The 16,436-nt window shown below is 38.7% G+C and carries 15 protein-coding genes; 11 read left to right on the top strand and 4 right to left on the bottom strand.

Annotated features, from left to right (window positions below; all coding sequences use genetic code 11):
- The 8 genes from QZU45_RS07705 to QZU45_RS07670 form a co-directional block, all read left to right on the top strand.
- Window positions 1-663: hypothetical protein (locus QZU45_RS07705; RefSeq protein WP_295353762.1), on the top strand; the 663-nt coding region annotated here is incomplete at its 5' end.
- Window positions 664-838: 175 nt separating this feature from the next.
- Window positions 839-2,044: an AAA family ATPase gene (locus QZU45_RS07700; protein ID WP_295353760.1), complete on the top strand. Its 1,206-nt coding sequence runs from the start codon at window positions 839-841 to the stop codon at window positions 2,042-2,044.
- A gap of 16 nt (window positions 2,045-2,060) precedes the next feature.
- Window positions 2,061-2,606: a hypothetical protein gene (locus tag QZU45_RS07695; protein ID WP_295353757.1), complete on the top strand. Its 546-nt coding sequence runs from the start codon at window positions 2,061-2,063 to the stop codon at window positions 2,604-2,606.
- A 61-nt stretch (window positions 2,607-2,667) separates the two neighbouring features.
- Entirely contained in the window at window positions 2,668-3,390 is a 723-nt protein-coding gene (locus QZU45_RS07690; RefSeq protein WP_295353754.1) for a hypothetical protein, read from the top strand.
- A 31-nt stretch (window positions 3,391-3,421) separates the two neighbouring features.
- Window positions 3,422-4,504 (top strand): acyl-protein synthetase, encoded by a 1,083-nt coding sequence (locus QZU45_RS07685; protein WP_295353752.1) that lies wholly within the window; start codon window positions 3,422-3,424, stop codon window positions 4,502-4,504.
- Window positions 4,488-5,726, top strand: coding sequence for an acyl-CoA reductase (locus QZU45_RS07680; protein ID WP_295353749.1), 1,239 nt, complete (start codon window positions 4,488-4,490; stop codon window positions 5,724-5,726). Before QZU45_RS07685 ends, QZU45_RS07680 begins: the two co-directional genes overlap by 17 nt.
- 20 nt (window positions 5,727-5,746) lie before the next feature.
- Entirely contained in the window at window positions 5,747-5,983 is a 237-nt protein-coding gene (locus tag QZU45_RS07675; protein WP_295353746.1) for an acyl carrier protein, read from the top strand.
- An 8-nt stretch (window positions 5,984-5,991) separates the two neighbouring features.
- Window positions 5,992-6,738 (top strand): SDR family oxidoreductase, encoded by a 747-nt coding sequence (locus QZU45_RS07670; RefSeq protein WP_295353743.1) that lies wholly within the window; start codon window positions 5,992-5,994, stop codon window positions 6,736-6,738.
- A gap of 51 nt (window positions 6,739-6,789) precedes the next feature.
- On the opposite strand, the gene QZU45_RS07665 is transcribed toward QZU45_RS07670, so the two are convergent.
- The 4 genes from QZU45_RS07665 to QZU45_RS07650 form a co-directional block, all read right to left on the bottom strand.
- On the bottom strand, window positions 6,790-7,116 hold the full coding sequence (locus QZU45_RS07665; protein ID WP_295353740.1) for a hypothetical protein: 327 nt from the start codon (window positions 7,114-7,116) through the stop codon (window positions 6,790-6,792).
- Between the two features lies 1 nt (window position 7,117).
- Window positions 7,118-7,585 (bottom strand): flagellar export chaperone FliS, encoded by a 468-nt coding sequence (fliS, locus tag QZU45_RS07660; RefSeq protein WP_295353737.1) that lies wholly within the window; start codon window positions 7,583-7,585, stop codon window positions 7,118-7,120.
- A 93-nt stretch (window positions 7,586-7,678) separates the two neighbouring features.
- Window positions 7,679-7,819 carry a hypothetical protein gene (locus QZU45_RS07655; protein ID WP_164954300.1) on the bottom strand — a complete coding sequence of 47 codons (141 nt, stop codon included), beginning with the start codon at window positions 7,817-7,819 and terminating at the stop codon, window positions 7,679-7,681.
- Window positions 7,820-7,901: 82 nt separating this feature from the next.
- Window positions 7,902-9,512, bottom strand: coding sequence for an AAA family ATPase (locus QZU45_RS07650; protein ID WP_295353734.1), 1,611 nt, complete (start codon window positions 9,510-9,512; stop codon window positions 7,902-7,904).
- Window positions 9,513-9,750: 238 nt separating this feature from the next.
- Between QZU45_RS07650 and purL the strand changes: the two genes are divergently transcribed.
- The 3 genes from purL to QZU45_RS07635 all read left to right on the top strand — a co-directional run bounded on the left by purL (window position 9,751) and on the right by QZU45_RS07635 (window position 16,303).
- Complete coding sequence (purL, locus tag QZU45_RS07645) at window positions 9,751-13,644, top strand: phosphoribosylformylglycinamidine synthase (protein ID WP_295353731.1); 3,894 nt, start codon at window positions 9,751-9,753, stop codon at window positions 13,642-13,644.
- 193 nt (window positions 13,645-13,837) lie between these two features.
- Window positions 13,838-14,863: a PAS domain-containing sensor histidine kinase gene (locus tag QZU45_RS07640; protein WP_295353728.1), complete on the top strand. Its 1,026-nt coding sequence runs from the start codon at window positions 13,838-13,840 to the stop codon at window positions 14,861-14,863.
- 15 nt (window positions 14,864-14,878) lie between these two features.
- Window positions 14,879-16,303 (top strand): sigma-54 dependent transcriptional regulator, encoded by a 1,425-nt coding sequence (locus QZU45_RS07635; RefSeq protein ID WP_295353725.1) that lies wholly within the window; start codon window positions 14,879-14,881, stop codon window positions 16,301-16,303.
- The last annotated feature ends 133 nt before the right edge of the window (window positions 16,304-16,436 follow it).

The raw sequence follows: 16,436 nt of genomic DNA, 5'->3' as shown, positions 1-16,436 counted from the left end.
AGATACGATTATGATCTTCTTGAGAATAAGTACATAGAAAACCAGAACCATGAAGTGGATGACGGTGAGGTACTTAAATTTCTGGAGTCAGAGTTTAACGGCAGAGAAATTCTTCTGTTGGCTCCAGGTCGTTCATCAGTGGAGAATTACTCTGAGATTAGTCAATACATTGAGAAAAATCAACCGGTTGTTATCGGGGTAAACGCTATTCTGCCACAGTACAGCTATGATTATCTTTTTTTCAAAAGTGCCGTAAGATACGCCTATGCTCAGAATTCATATCCGGATATTTTTAAATCAGCTCCAAAAATTCTGTTATCAAATGTAAAGAATTCCAAGGAGGGGCTTCTTCCAGATGAATGTGTTATCCGCTATGAGCGAGCCATAAAGAGAGGCTGGAAGCACTTTGATAATGCTGTTATCTGTATGCTTCGTCTTCTGGATAAGCTTAATGTAAAAAGAATTACTATTGCTGGCTTTGATGCTTTTTCTGCAAGGTACAATGACAGCTATGCCGATCCTAAACTGCCAACGGTGCATGATGTTGAGGATTGGGATAAGTTTAACGACGAGATAAAAGATATGTTTGAAGATTTCTGCAGACGAACTGAATCTTGCGTTGAAATAAAATTTTTGACGAATAGTTATTATGACATAAGGTAAGGTTATAGCTGCTGATATTCAAGAATAGTCAATTCTAATTATTCAGAACTTTATTCGCATATTCACATAATTTTGTAATAAATAATAAAAATATACTATATAATTTTAAATGTGTATGTATATAAAAACGTAAAATTCGTTTTTATGATTTTTTACTGCTTGTAGATGTTTAATTATGAAATTATTAAGAATAGAAGCATCTGGCTTTGAATTATTTGAAAACAACCTAACGATAAATTTTCTTGCAAAGCAGAGAGTTACTGATGACTCTTCCTTATATCATCTGTTTCAGAAGGGTGATTTGAACCCAATTAATGCTTTGATTGGTATAAACGCTTCTGGAAAGACATCTACGCTTAAACTGATTTGTACTGTTCTTGAAATCTTAAATTTCACTCCTTTGAATTATTTAAAATACAAAGATCTTTTTAAAGAAGGTCATAACCATAAACTCTGTATTTATTTTTATACAGAAGACGGTATGCTTCATAAACTTGAGTCAGAAATCGTCTTCAGCGACGAAAGTGGCGTTGAATCACCTTTATATTTTTCAGAAGAATATCTTTATTCCAAAAAAGTTACTTCTGTTAAAAGTAAGTCTCAGGTATTTGAATTTACTAATTCAAGTCTGGTTACAGAGAGAAAGAATGTTGGTCTTTTATTAACTGACGATACCAGTATTCTTTATAAGCTGAAAAAAGAAGTTGATAATGATTTATTAAGCTTAAACTATATCAATTCCATTCATTTTACGAATATAAATGTTCTTAATTTCAAACTTCCTGATTCCTCGGATAATGGTTCTAAATTTGTATTTCCTGTTAATCTTATCCATTTTCTTGATCCTTCTGTAGAAAGTCTGGAATTGAGAAAAATTAATAAACTCGAAACATATTTATTAAAATTCAAAAATGGTCAGGAATTTTCAGTAAATTCACCGATGGATCTAGGGAATTATCTATCCTCAGGTTCAATTAAAGGGCTTTATATTTATTTGTCAGCGATGCAGATCCTCAAGAGTGGAGGAATTCTTATTCTTGATGAAATTGAAAATCACTTTAATCAGGAGCTGGTAAAAACACTGTTGTCTCTTTTTGAAAGAAAAAGAACTAATCCTAATGGTGCCGTTATTGTGTTTACAACACATTATGCTGAGCTTCTTGATTTATTTGATAGAAATGACTGTATAAATCTGGTGAGACATAATTATCAGAATAATACTGGTATTTCTATCAGAAATCTTTCGGATCTTCTGGAAAGAAATGACTTAAAAAGAAGTGATGTTTATAAGAGCGACTATATAGGGGGAACAAGTCCTTCTTATAGTTCCTATAAACTATTTGAAAAAGATCTTTTAGCTTTTGTTAGCAATGATAGGTAGTTAGAGGAAATTTGAAATGTCTTTAGACTTAAACTCTAATTCTATTGTTGCGTGTATTGTTGAAGGCAAGGCAGAAACAGCTGTAATTGAGTTACTACTAAAAAATGATTTACTCCTTTTTAAAGAGGATAATCTTTTATCCGGAGAACTTATAAAAGAGCGAAAAGCAGAAAAATTTGCTGAAAAATATCTTGGAAAGAGATTTGACAGCAAGGTAATTGTTCTAAGAATATTGGATTCAAGAAGCGAAAATTTTAATTTAAAAAAAATATACCAGTCAAAATGTATAGTGTATAACGTGATTACTGCTCCTGAAATAGAGATCCTAATCATAATAAATGAGCACCAATATGAGCGGTTTAAGAAAACTAAAAATATGAAGGCGAGTTCATTCTGTTCTCAAGTTCTAAATATTGGTTATAAAAAGACGAAAGAGTATTGGGAATCATACTTTTCTGATATAAATGATTTGGTTGCAGCAATTAAGGAATACGACAGGTTAAGTAAAAAAAGCAACTCTAAGAAGGGGAATATAAATATCAACGATCTGCTTGTTTCATGAGCTTGTTTGACGTTTTATCCTTTTGCTTATTTTCTGTAGATCTGGTTTGGGGTCCAAAATAATGAAAGTAGTAAATGCCCTCTGGGATAAAAGAAACTTCGGTATTGAATGTGCTGAAGTTGAACTTGAACTTAATGATGATCGTGATACTTGTCATAAGACTCTTAAGGAAATAGAAAAGGATTATGATTATATTGCACTAAAGATTCCTTCCCTCAGAACCGACCTTACTTGGATGGTGTCTGAATTATCCTACTGTTTTGTTGAGGATATGATGTTTTTTGAGCATGATCTTCATGAAATAAAAAGAACACCTCTACAGCAGCGCTTATATGATTCGGTCACAATATCTGAGATGGATTCAAAGGATTTTGATATTCTATTCAAAGAGATTGATTCAGGCTCCTTCAGTTTTGATCGCATCAGCAATGATCCTTTTTTCTCTGAAAAGGCTTCAATTACCAGATTCCATAACTGGATTATGGACGAAGTTGAGCGTGGCGCGATTTTCTTAAAAGGCCAGATAAAAGGAGAGATGACTGGTTTCTTTTCGATTAGAGAAATCGAAAAGGGAATTTATACTTCTGCATTAGGTGGAACCTTTATGAAATGGAGAAAAGGCGGATTAGGAACAAATGTCCAGACTCCTGCTGAGGTTAAGAAAAGAGGCGGTAAAAAGCTGGTTTTAGGTGTATCCACCAATAATATGATTCAGATTAGAGCTCTGATTCAGAATGAGTTTTTCCCAACCTATGTAAATCATGTTTTTGTTAAACATGTTTAATGTTTACTGGTTTTGTTACTAAGAGGTTTTAATGGTTTCTATTGACGATATGTTTGAGATTTCTCCTTTTAGTTTAAACAAGGCTGAAAAAGAGAACCTCTTAAAGAACAAACTGCTTTCCTTGACAGAGCATCATCGCAGTAACTGCGAGGCTTACGCAAAAATTCTTGCTGCTTATGGCTTTAATCCAGACAATGTCAAAAGCCATTACGATATACCTTTTATTCCTGTCAGGCTTTTCAAAAACTACGAGCTTCTCAGTATTGAAAGAGATGAGATCTTCAAAACCATGACCTCCTCTGGAACCTCAGGTCAAAGAGTATCAAAGATTTTTGTGGATAAAACTACCGCAAATAACCAGCAGAAGACCCTAATCAGAATCATGTCCGACTTTATCGGCAAGAAAAGACTGCCAATGCTCTTAATTGATTCTCCTAATGTGGTTAAGGACAGAAATCTTTTCTCCGCACGTGGAGCTGCAATTTTAGGCCTGAGAATGCTTGGCAGAGAAACTTTATATGCCCTTGATGACAATATGCAGCTTAAGCTTGATGAGGTTCAGTCTTTTCTTGAGAAGAACCGTGATTCAAAGATTATTATCTTTGGTTTTACCTTCATGGTCTGGCAGCATCTGTATCAGGAACTGCTAAAACAAGGCTTAAAGCTTGATTTAAGCAATGCCTTTCTGATCACCGGCGGTGGTTGGAAAAAACTGGTCTCTTTGAATATTTCCAACGCTGATTTCAGAGCTGCTCTTAATTCTCAGTGTGGAATCGAGCATTTTATTGATCATTACGGAATGGTTGAACAGACTGGATGTATTTACGCTCAATGTGAATATGGGCACCTTCATGCAAGTATTTTCTCTGATGTAATTCCTAGACGCGCAGATGATTTCAGTGTGTGCGAAAAGGGGGAAGAGGGGATCATTCAGGTGGTATCTGTACTTCCTCACTCCTATCCGGGGCATAGTATTTTAACTGAGGATAAGGGCATTATTTTAGGTGAAGATGACTGTCCGTGTGGCAGACTTGGCAAATATTTCAAACTTACCGGTCGACTAAAAAGGGCTGAACTTAGAGGATGTAGCGATACCTATGCAGATAAATTCTGATGTTCTCAAAAAAATAGACTTTCTGGTCGGCTCTGAGGATTATTTATTATCATCAGATAAGACTCCCTGCAGAAAAATCTTCGATGATCAGGTGGTATCTTTTCTTGATAAAGTGGCTCATGTCCTGTTGTCTGATTCTAAAAACAGAAGCTATTCAGATGTAATCGCGTGGGCCTTCTGGAGCAGAAAAGCCTCGATTCTAAATGAGAAGAGAAGATATGAGGCAAAACTTGATTCAAAGCTAGGTCGCGGTATTGCTTTTCATATTGCGCCCTCTAATGTTCCCGTCAATTTCGCGGTGTCTCTGGTTTCCTCTCTTTTAGCTGGCAATGTAAGTATTGTCAGAGTGTCATCAAAGGACTTTGTGCAGGTAAAAATAATCTGTGAAGCCCTAACTTCTGTTCTAAGACTGGATGAATTTAAGGAACTCTCCCCTTATATCATCATTGTAAGATATGAAAGAGATCATGAGATAAGCTCTTTATTATCTGCCGTATGTGATCTCAGGATTGTCTGGGGGGGCAATGCAACGGTCAATGAATTCAGAGCATTTCCGTTAAAACCAAGAGCCATAGAAATGACCTTTCCAGACAGGCATTCCTTTGTGATTATTGAGTCTGAAGCCTATCTTAAAGAAGATCCTAAGAAGATAGCAGAACTGTTTTATATCGATACCTTCTTTACCGATCAGAATGCCTGCTCATCTCCACGGGCTGTTATATGGTGTGGACAGAATGTTGAAAAGGCTCGAGTTGTTTTTTGGGAGAGTATCCAGAATCTGGTTGATGAGAAATACCGTATGGAACCGATTCTTGCTGTGGATAAACTCAATTCCTTCTGTGATCTTGTGCTATCTGAAGAATCTTCAGATTTTGTCGTTAAGAAGGAAGGGGCTGATAACCGAATTGTACGCGTTGAAGTGAACAGCCTTAATGATGCTCTGATGTCCTACAAAATGGGGGGAGGGTATTTCTTTGAATATGTTACAGAGAACCTTGAGGAGATCGTTCCCTTATGCTCCAAGGAGTGTCAGACCGTCTCCTATCTTGGAGTTGATCCTGAAAAGATAAAAGCTTTGGTACTAAATCATGGTCTGTACGGTGTAGATAGAATCGTTCCTATTGGTCATACCATGGATCTTGAGTTTTATTGGGATGGTTATGATATGATCGACACAATGAGCAGAAACGTGGATGTACTTAGAGTTTCAGCTAAGATTTAATAAAAGAATTTGGAAATACTATGACTAATAAAGAAAAGTATATTAACTGTTTTGTAGAAGCTTTAGAGGTAGAGCCATCAGAGGTTGAGGAACTGCAATATCAGGGCGTTATCTCCTGGGATTCAGTTGGTCATATGTCTTTAATTGCCGCCATTGAAGATGCCTTTGAAATAACTATGGATACTGATGATATTGTTGATTTAAGCTCTTACAAGAAAGGAATTGAGCTTCTAAAGAAATATCAGATTGAAATCTAGGTGATAAAATGGATCTTCTAAAGAATAAAACAGCAGTTATAACCGGTGCCCACAGAGGTATTGGTCTTGCCATAGCAAAAGTCTTTGCTCAGAACGGCTGTAACCTGTATCTTGTAAACCGTAAGGAAGATCCTGAATTCTCTGTTTCTGTAAAGAAACTTGAGAGTCTGTATGGGGGCAGCATAACAATTGATTATGCTGATTTTTCCAATACCGATGAAGTTAAAAATGTTTCAAAGAAGCTTCTGTCCTATAAAGTCCCTTTTGATATTCTTGTAAACAATGTCGGAATTGCAAATCCGCTGTCATTGTTTGCAATGACAAAGCTTGAAACCATCAAAGAGACCTTTGATGTCAATTTCTTCTCCTCGATTGTTTTAACCCAGGCTTTATCCAGAAATATGATGAAGCAGCGCAAGGGTAGTATTGTTTTTGTTTCCTCATCTGCTGCTTATGATGGAGGAGCCTGCCTTGAGTACAGTGCCTCAAAGGCAGCTATGATTGGTGCCACAAGAAGAATTGCAATGGAACTTGGAAAAAGCGGGATCAGAGTTAATGCAGTAGCACCGGGCCTTACCAGTACAGATATGGGGAACTCAATGAGTCCTGAAGATGAAGCGCTAGCCTTATCTATGAATATTATGAAAAGAAAGGGGCTTCCTGAGGAGATTGCCAACTCTGTGCTGTTTTTGGCTTCAGATATGTCTTCATTCGTAACCGGACAGGTTCTAAGAGTTGACGGCGGTTTACTTTAAAAAAGATTTAAACAGATTGCTTTTCATTAAGATTGTCTTTCTTCAACGCATTTAATGTAGCATTTTCTGAATCTTTGCGTATTTGTTTGATACCTGATGCTGTTTTCTTACCTTTTTGAATTCATCAGAGATCTTTGCCTGTTCAACAGCAAGAATCTTTACCTGTTCTTTTATATGCTCAGCATAGGCAGATGCAAATTCCTTGGCTGTATTGAGATCTTCCTCAGACAGAGAGTCTTTGATTTCCACTAATTCCCTTAACAGCTCATGTGAACGGTTAAGATAATCCTGAGCAAGTTCAAGATTATCTTTTTCCAGCTCTTTTGAGATAGATGCTTCTGTTTCTGTTATTTTTCTGATTATTTCCTGCAGTTCCATCTTAAATAAAGCCTTTCGCAATATTTGCATCATGGTTCAAATCAATATTAAGCTGTTCATCAGATCTCTTTGCCTGAGCTTCTCTCTGTGCTTCGATAGGTATAGCATCCCAGGCCTTTTTGATAGGCATGAATGCTCGGAGGGCATTATCTAATGGCTCAGTTTTGATCTGAATAGAAGCTTCTGCTAACTGATCAATCATGTACGAGTATATGTCAAAAAGACTTTGGGCAATAGACTGACTATGTGAAAAATCCAGAGTACTTCTAAGATTTTCTAATATAGCAGTTGCTGTTGACAGTTTTTTTGCCTTAAGGGCCAGATCTCCTCTTTCAATTGCTCCTTTTGCCTGTGCAATTCTTTCAAATAATCCCTGATAAAGCAGTTTGGTTACATAATAGGGATCGGCAACAGACAATTCTGCATTGACGTTGGTTTTCTGATAGGCTTTTAGATTGCGGCCATACATAGATCTCTCCTCGCTTTTACAATAATTTTTTTGGTGGCATGTTTTTGCCACCATTTGCATTTTTGTTTTATTGATGCAAGAAGAGTGCCGAGATTAAGAGTGAGACTGTTCCTGAATGAAGAATACTTCCTGTCTTGCCTGACGACGTGAACGGGCATTTTTAATAAAAGCCTGTCTTAGGCGAGAACGTCTCTGAGCTGTACTATTATGAAGTAAACGACTTGATTTTTTCACGATTAAAAACCTCCGAACGAGCATTTTGTCACCGTCTTTTTTCCAATGCAAGAAAATTTTGGAGGTTAACCTACTGTTTTTTTTAATTGTGATGTTTCTCAATAAGACACTGATGCTCTTTGCTCTCTTTATCGTAGTTGATCCCGACTAAAAGTACATCGCCCTTATAGTCACGGAAGATTCTGCCATAATTCTTCTGCTTAATCTGATCAATTGCAGTTTGGGCTGACTTATCATATTTAAGTTCAACCAGCAGGGCTGGTTTATCAATTCCCTGTTTTGGTAGATAAACCATATCAGCAAAACCTTTTCCTGCAGGAAGTTCTCGATAAACGTTGTATAGATCAACGGATGCAAGATTTAAGGCCAGTGAAATGACACAGCTTAGGGAGTTCTCATCGTTGTATTTGAGAATTGAAGTATGGTCCTGATGCGCTAAATCAAAAGCCTGTGCTACACCCTCATTATCAAATGCATAGATTTTATCAAGTAAATCCAGAGACTGACTTATAAGAGAATAGATTCCTGGATAGTTTTTATTTTTTTCGGTAATATTTCGGAATTCTTTTCTTATCTCTTCATTTGGGATATGAACGGAAAAAATCTTATCATTATCCACTCCTTTAAGGTCGGAATCAGGAACGATTGCAAGATACCCCAGGTGAATAAGCAAGGTTAAGACGTCATCCTTTGTCTCAAAGGTTGTCATATCATTGTGGAATGTTGAGGTATTCACCAAGACCTCGTTTCCTGCAATTATTTTTACAATCTCATCTCTAAGACCAGCCATATTCAAATCAATATAGCGTCTAAGTCCTTCAAAGGTTTCCGTCTGAGACCAGTAACTGGAGAATTTTTTTCTCTGAATTGCCCTTACAACAGAGTTTGGATTAAAAAGATGAAGTGATTCTTCAAATGTATAGCCGTCATACCATTTTTTCATTGAATTAAGGTCTATCTTGTGCTGATCGCAGAGGTTGTGTACCTCATCTTCTGTAAATCCAATATAGGAAGCATATTCCCCTGGTTCGGTCATTGAATACTCATCAAACATATTCAAGGCGCTATGAGAACCATACTTTTTGATTGGAAGAATTCCTGTCATGTAGGCTAGAGCTACATAAGCTTTATCTTTCATTAGAAGTTTTAGCCATTCAAGGTATGTCTTAATTCCATCTGAATCGGTCTGCTTTTCTCTCATGATGCAGTCCCATTCATCGATAACAATAACGAAACTAATCTTGTTTTGAGAATACACTGACTGAAGTGATAAGGATAAATCAGATTCGTCCAGCAGTTTTATTTCTGGATATGCTTCTTTAATTTCGCTAATAACAAACGCTGTGATTCGTTTAATCATAGTTTTAACGTTTTGTTCTGCACGATTAAACTCATCTGTAATATTTAGAAAAAGAGTGTTGTACTGGTTAAGATGTTTCTTGTAGGAGACTGCTTTTGATATATTGAGATTGTCAAAAATAAAAGAGCTGTCAGTGTTCTTTGAGAAATAGGCGCAAAGCATATTGGCAGTTACTGATTTTCCAAATCGTCTTGGTCGGCTTATACAGATATATTTCTGAGGTGTTTTTATAATACTATTCAGAATAGAAATAAGCTCTGTTTTGTCTATGTACAGTCTTGCGTTCAAAGATTCCTGAAATTTTTCAAATCCAGTATTTAAATATGCGTGCATCCTATTCTCCTGTATTTTCCTGTTAATTTTAGCAGAATTTTTATTTTCCTTTTTTTGACAAGGATTTTATTTTGTTTTATTGAATTTTCTACATTTTTTCAGGATGTTCCAAAAGTGTGAACTTGAACGGAGTATATCCACCAAAGTGTTCTGATATGGTAAAATCATAGAATATTTTAGCCGGGTACTCCGACAAGATATTTCATTTCACATCATAGGCATTACAGGAACAATACTGATGGATATCATTTTAGGTTCTCCAGCCGTTTCTACCTTTAGACTTGAAAAAATCATTCAATCTTTAGCAAAAGATGGCATCAGGGTAAGATCAATCAATACTCATTTTGTTCACTTAGTCGATCTTAAGGAAACTCTTACAGATGAGGAAAATTCTGTATTAAAGAAGATTTTGAGCTATGGCCCATCAAAATCAGATACAGAAAGTGAAGGAGAATTATTTTTTGTTATTCCTCGTATTGGTACCATTTCTCCTTGGGCTACGAAGGCTACCGATATTGCTCATAACTGCGGTTTAACCAAGATTTTAAGAATTGAGCGCGGTATTGCCTACTATATTCAGAAGGAGCAGGGAGCATTTGATGAGAATGAAAAGAAGATAATCAGTGCTCTGATTCATGACCGCATGATGGAGAATGTTCTTCCTTCACTTGATGCAGCAGCAAAACTTTTTGAAAAGCAGACTCCAAAGCCATTTAAGACCGTAGCTCTGACTACTCAGGGAATGAATGCTCTAAGAGTAGCTAATGTTGAGCTTGGTCTGGCTTTATCAGAGCCTGAGATGGAGTACCTTTTAGAAAGCTTCAAGGGAATCGGACGTGATCCTACTGACATTGAACTTTACATGTTTGCTCAGATGAATTCAGAGCACTGCCGTCATAAGGTATTCAGTGCAGAATGGGAGATTGACGGTAAAAAACAGGATAACTCTCTGTTTGGTATGATTAAAAATACCTATGAGGCAACTCCTGACTATGTTCTCTCAGCATATAAAGATAATGCGGCAGTTATGGAAGGTTCCTCTGCAGGAAGATTCTTCCCAAATCCAAATCACGAATGGGCATATCATCAGGAAGATATGCCAATTTTAATGAAGGTTGAAACTCACAATCACCCAACTGCTATTTCTCCATTCCCTGGTGCAGCTACAGGTTCTGGCGGTGAGATTCGCGATGAGGGCGCTACAGGTATAGGTTCAAAACCAAAAGCCGGTATCAGTGGTTTCAGCGTATCCAATCTAAAGATCCCTGGAGCTATTCAGCCATGGGAGCATGATTTTGGCAAGCCAGATCGTCTTGCCTCTGCACTGCAGATTATGATTGACGGTCCTTTAGGCGGAGCAAGCTTCAATAACGAGTTTGGCCGACCAAATCTTTGCGGTTATTTCAGAACTTACGAGGAAGAGGTTACAAGTTTCAATGGTAAGGAAGTCCGTGGATACCATAAGCCAATTATGTTAGCCGGCGGCTGGGGTAATATCCGTAGAGAGCACATTATCAAAGATCATATCGATCCAGGGGCAAAACTGATTGTTTTAGGCGGTCCTGCCATGAATATCGGTTTGGGCGGTGGAGCTGCTTCTTCCATGAATTCTGGTGCTTCTTCAGAGGATCTTGATTTTGCTTCTGTTCAGCGTGGAAATCCTGAGATGCAGAGACGCTGTCAGGAAGTAATTGATGCCTGCTGGGAACTTGGCGAAGACAACCCAATTATGTTTATCCACGACGTTGGTGCCGGTGGTCTGTCAAATGCAATGCCTGAGCTGGTTGCTGACGGTGGTGTTGGCGGACGTTTTGATTTACGCAAGATTCCAAATGATGAGCCTGGCATGTCTCCATTACAGATCTGGTGTAATGAATCTCAGGAAAGATATGTTCTTGCTGTAGCCGCTGACAAGTTTGACTTATTTGAGTCTTTCTGTAAGCGTGAAAGAGCTCAGTATGCCGTAATCGGTGAAGCAACTGAAGAGAGAAGAGTTGTTCTTGAGGACCCATATTTTGGCAACAAGCCAATTGATCTTCCTTTAGATATTCTCTTAGGTAAACCTCCTCGTATGCACAAGGATGTTAAGACTCTAAAACAGAATTCTCCAGAGCTGAACCTTTCTGGTGTAACTGCAAGAGATGCAGCTGAAAGAGTTTTACGCTTACCTACTGTTGCAGAAAAGACCTTCCTGATTACCATTGGTGACCGTTCCGTAACAGGTCTGGTTGCAAGAGATCAGATGGTAGGTCCTTGGCAGGTTCCTGTAGCCGATGTTGCAGTTACAGCAGCATCTTATGATTCATATCAGGGTGAAGCTGGTGCTGTTGGTGAAAGAACTCCTGTTGCACTGCTGGATCATGCTGCATCTGCACGTCTTGCTGTTGCTGAAGCAATTACAAACATTGCTGCTGCTGATATCGGTGATTTGAAGAGAGTTAAACTGTCTGCCAACTGGATGGCTCCTAATGGGCATCCTGGTGAGGATTCTGGTCTGTTTAGTGCTGTTAAGACTGTGGGTATGGAAATTTGTCCTCAGCTTGGTATTACCGTTCCTGTTGGAAAGGATTCAATGTCTATGAAGACTACCTGGGAAGAGGATGGCAAGGCAAAATCAGTTACCGCTCCAATGTCTCTGATTATCTCTTCCTTTGCCCGTGTTGAGGATATCAGAAAGACTCTGACTCCACAGTTGCGTACAGATAAGGGGGAGACCACTCTTATCTATATCACTCTAGGTGAAAGACAGAATCGCTTAGGTGGTTCTGCTTTAGCTCAGGTGTATCGTCAGCTTGGTGACAAGTGTCCTGATCTTGACCACCCAGTTCGTCTGAAAGGCCTGTTTGATGCTATTCAGTTCTTAAATAGAAAGAATCTGCTTTTAGCATATCACGATATTTCAGACGGTGGTCTGTTCACTACTGTATGTGAAATGGCCTTTGCAGGTCATACAGGTGTGTCAGTAAGAATCGATCATTTAGGCGAGGACGATTTACCTGTACTGTTCTCTGAAGAAATCGGTGCTGTTATCCAGGTTAAGACTGAAGAAGCAGAAACAGTTATGAATATTCTTTCAGGCCATGGTCTTGCTAACTGTATCTTTGAGATTGGAACTCTAAGAGATGATGATCGCATCGTATTCAGCAGAGACGGTAACGATGTAATCAACGAGCCTCGTCAGTATTTCAGAAAGATCTGGGCTGAGACTACCTATCACATGCAGGCACTTCGTGATAATCCTGACTGCGCAAAACAGGAATTTGAGGCTAAGGATGAATCAAACGACAGAGGTCTGTTTGCTGATTTGTCCTTTGATATCAAGGAAGATATCGCAGCACCTTATATTGCAAAGGGGGTAGCTCCTAAGATTGCAATTCTGCGTGAGCAGGGCGTAAATTCCCACGGAGAAATGGCTGCAGCCTTTAACCGTGCAGGTTTCAACTGTATTGATGTTCACATGTCAGATATTCTGACTGGCAAGGTTAAACTTGATGACTTTAAGGGCTTCGCTGCCTGTGGTGGTTTCTCCTACGGTGATGTTCTTGGAGCCGGTGAAGGTTGGGCAAAGTCAATTCTGTTCAACTCCGTTGCTGCAGATGAGTTCTCAAGATTCTTCAACAGAAAAGATACTTTTGCTCTAGGTGTATGTAACGGCTGTCAGATGATGTCAACCTTATCGTCTCTGATCCCTGGTGCTGAAAACTGGCCTCGCTTTGTTACAAATCTATCAGAGAGATTTGAAGCTCGTTTTGTAGAGGTTGAGATTCAGAATACCAAGTCTGTCCTGTTCGCAGGAATGGAAGGCTCTCGTCTTCCTATAGTGGTATCTCACGGAGAGGGTAGAGCAGAGTTCAGAGATGAGAATCATCTTAAGGCTTTAGAGGCTTCAGGTCAGGTTGCTGTTCGTTATATTGATCATGCAGGCAAAGTTACTGAGGAATACCCTCTAAATCCAAATGGTTCTCCAAATGGTATTACCTCTGTAACTAATGATGATGGTCGCTTTACTATTCTGATGCCTCATCCAGAGCGTGTAATGCGTACTGTGGCTAACTCATATCATCCAGATGACTGGGGAGAGGATAGTCCTTGGGTAAGATTATTCAGAAATGCTCGTGTATTTGTTGGCTAAGACAGATATATCATTCTGATTAAAAGCTTTATCATCGAAAGTGTCGCAGTTGTTCATCGATTGCGACATTTTTTTCGCCATAAATTTGTCATTTATTTTTGGTATTTATATTCATCTGATTGATTTATAATAATAAAAATTGAGTGGCACAAAATTTGAATGATTCTCCAAAAATGTAATTTGGAGAGATTTTATGCCAGATTTCGTTAATGATTCTGATCTTTATCAGGAAATATTTGAGAAAGAACCTTCTGCAATCATTATTCTTGATGAGCGTGGCGTTGTATGTAAGGTTAATCAGTCAGCATTAGATATGCTGGGTGTAGAGAGTCTTATTGGCAGAAAATGGTATCAGGTTATCGGTGAGGTTTTCCGTCCTCAGCAGGATGATGGTCAGGAAATTTCTACTAAAAATGGAAAAAGACTTCAGGTTTCAACAAAACCTCTGACTCATGGCCAGCTGGTACAGATGACGGATCAGACTGCAACCCGTGAACTTACTGATAAGCTTAACCACATGGAGAGATTATCTTCTCTTGGTAAAATGGCAGCATCTCTAGCACATCAGATAAGAACGCCGCTGTCAGCAGCAATTCTTTATGCAGCCAATCTTGGAAATGCCAAGCTACCTCCTGCATCTCGCGGCTTATTCCAGAAAAAGCTGATGTCCAGACTTCAGGCTTTAGAGTCACAGGTCAGTGATATTCTGATGTATGCAAGATCAGGAGAACAGTCTGTAAAAGCATTGGATGCCGTTGATATTGTAGAAGATGTTTCCAATAGCGTAGTTTCTATTATTGAAAAGCATGGAGCTGAACTGATCACGGATATTGGTCCTCGTCCAATGACTATTCTTGGAAATGTTACCGCGTTAAATGGAGCAATTACCAATTTAGTGACAAATGCCATTGAAGCTGGTGCAAAAAAAGTTAATATAAAGTTGGAAGCTGATGAAAAAAATATCATTATCAGTGTTAAAAATGACGGTCCAATGATTCCGTTAAATGTTCAGCGAAAGATTTTTGAGCCGTTTTTTACCACAAAGAGCAATGGTACAGGACTTGGATTAGCCGTAGTTTCAGCTGTTGCCAAAGTTCATCAGGGACGTTTGACACTTGTATCAGATGAAAATGAAACTGTATTTTCAATGATAATTCCAAAATACGAAGGCACATTGGAGCCGAGTGAGAGTATGGGGCTACATAGCAATGTTGCCTGAATTAAGGATTTGTAAATGAGTAATAGCCAGATTCTGATTGTTGATGACGATAGCGAATTGAGAGAAGCTATCGTCGATACGTTAATGCTGACAGGTTATGTCTGTCTTGAGGCTTCAAGCGGTGAGGCTGCATTAGATATGCTGTCTAAGAACAGAATTGATATGGTTATTTCTGATATTCAGATGGATGGAATGGATGGACATACTCTTTTAAATACCATTCATGAAAAGTATCCTCAGCTTCCTGTGCTTCTGATGACTGCGTATGCAAATATTAACGGCGCGGTAAGAGCAATGCGAGACGGTGCAATTGATTATCTCTCAAAGCCTTTTGCTCCGGAAGTTCTATTAAATCAGGTTTCCCGTTATGTTCCTGTTAGCAAAACTGTAAGTGGAGAGCCTGTATTTGCAGATCCATCTACAGCTGAGCTTTTAGCTCTGGCTCTTAAGGTTGCCTCTACAGATGCTACTGTTATGATTACCGGGCCATCAGGATCTGGTAAAGAAGTTTTATCAAGATATATTCACGATAAATCTGCCCGTGCCTCAGGACCTTTCGTTGCTATAAACTGTGCGGCTATTCCTGACACTATGCTCGAGTCCACCTTATTCGGTTATGAAAAGGGAGCTTTTACCGGTGCAGTTCAGGCCTGTCCTGGAAAGTTTGAACAGGCTCAGGGAGGTACGATTCTCTTAGATGAGATTACCGAGATGGATTTATCCCTGCAGGTCAAGCTTTTGAGAGTTCTTCAGGAAAAAGAGGTTGAAAGACTGGGTTCCCGCAAGACCATTGCTCTTGATGTAAGAGTTATAGCAACCTCAAACAGAGACTTAAAACAGGCCGTTGCAGAAAAGAAATTCAGAGAAGACTTATATTACAGATTAAATGTATTTCCATTAAGATGGCTTCCATTATCAAAGCGTCCTTTAGATATCATCCCAATAGCCAAGGCTGTGCTGTCAAAGCATGCCACTGAGGCTTCACTATCAATTCCTGAGCTTACTGAAGATGCTCAGAAAAAGCTTTTATCCTATGCCTGGCCGGGTAATGTCAGAGAGCTGGACAATGTTATGCAGCGCGCTCTGATTCTTGCCTCTGGCGGTAAAATTGATGCCGGCTGTATTATTCTTGATGAGAATTCTTTAGAAGAGGCTCTTTTAACTCAGTCTCTTAATATAGAAGGAATTTCTCCTGCACTTGAACTTGAACAGCAGGTTCAGAAATCCTCAGGCGTGTCTGATGATGCAGTAAGAAATCAGAAGATCCCTCAGGATCTGGGGGGCGAGCTAAAACAGCAGGAATATCAGATTATTTTAGATGCTCTGATTGAATATAGAGGTTCAAGACAGGAAGTATCTGAAAAATTAGGCATTTCCCCTCGTACTTTAAGATATAAAATAGCTAAAATGAGAGAGATGGGGATGATTATTCCTGGCTAGAGACATTTCCAGGAATCCTCTACTAGAATCTAACTGCAGCTTAAAGGCGAATTTAAGGAGTTTTTATGGCCTCAAAAATTAGAGTTCCAGCTCTGGAAAGAGCTCTTAATATACTTGAGGTTCTTCAAAAACA

Origin of the sequence: uncultured Succinivibrio sp., assembly GCF_902756765.1 — a bacterium.
Lineage (GTDB): Bacteria > Pseudomonadota > Gammaproteobacteria > Enterobacterales > Succinivibrionaceae > Succinivibrio.
This window is presented reverse-complemented; position numbering and strand designations above follow the sequence as displayed.

What these genes read in the sequence shown, in the direction of transcription:
- fliS (WP_295353737.1), bottom strand. Translation starts at nt 7,585, where the DNA reads ATGTATGGCCGCAATCTAAAAGCCTATCAGAAAACCAACGTCAATGCA.
- QZU45_RS07665 (WP_295353740.1), bottom strand. Translation starts at nt 7,116, where the DNA reads ATGGAACTGCAGGAAATAATCAGAAAAATAACAGAAACAGAAGCATCT.
- QZU45_RS07690 (WP_295353754.1), top strand. Translation starts at nt 2,668, where the DNA reads ATGAAAGTAGTAAATGCCCTCTGGGATAAAAGAAACTTCGGTATTGAA.
- QZU45_RS07640 (WP_295353728.1), top strand. Translation starts at nt 13,838, where the DNA reads ATGCCAGATTTCGTTAATGATTCTGATCTTTATCAGGAAATATTTGAG.
- QZU45_RS07695 (WP_295353757.1), top strand. Translation starts at nt 2,061, where the DNA reads ATGTCTTTAGACTTAAACTCTAATTCTATTGTTGCGTGTATTGTTGAA.
- QZU45_RS07675 (WP_295353746.1), top strand. Translation starts at nt 5,747, where the DNA reads ATGACTAATAAAGAAAAGTATATTAACTGTTTTGTAGAAGCTTTAGAG.
- QZU45_RS07635 (WP_295353725.1), top strand. Translation starts at nt 14,879, where the DNA reads ATGAGTAATAGCCAGATTCTGATTGTTGATGACGATAGCGAATTGAGA.
- purL (WP_295353731.1), top strand. Translation starts at nt 9,751, where the DNA reads ATGGATATCATTTTAGGTTCTCCAGCCGTTTCTACCTTTAGACTTGAA.
- QZU45_RS07670 (WP_295353743.1), top strand. Translation starts at nt 5,992, where the DNA reads ATGGATCTTCTAAAGAATAAAACAGCAGTTATAACCGGTGCCCACAGA.
- QZU45_RS07680 (WP_295353749.1), top strand. Translation starts at nt 4,488, where the DNA reads ATGCAGATAAATTCTGATGTTCTCAAAAAAATAGACTTTCTGGTCGGC.
- QZU45_RS07650 (WP_295353734.1), bottom strand. Translation starts at nt 9,512, where the DNA reads ATGCACGCATATTTAAATACTGGATTTGAAAAATTTCAGGAATCTTTG.
- QZU45_RS07685 (WP_295353752.1), top strand. Translation starts at nt 3,422, where the DNA reads ATGGTTTCTATTGACGATATGTTTGAGATTTCTCCTTTTAGTTTAAAC.
- QZU45_RS07700 (WP_295353760.1), top strand. Translation starts at nt 839, where the DNA reads ATGAAATTATTAAGAATAGAAGCATCTGGCTTTGAATTATTTGAAAAC.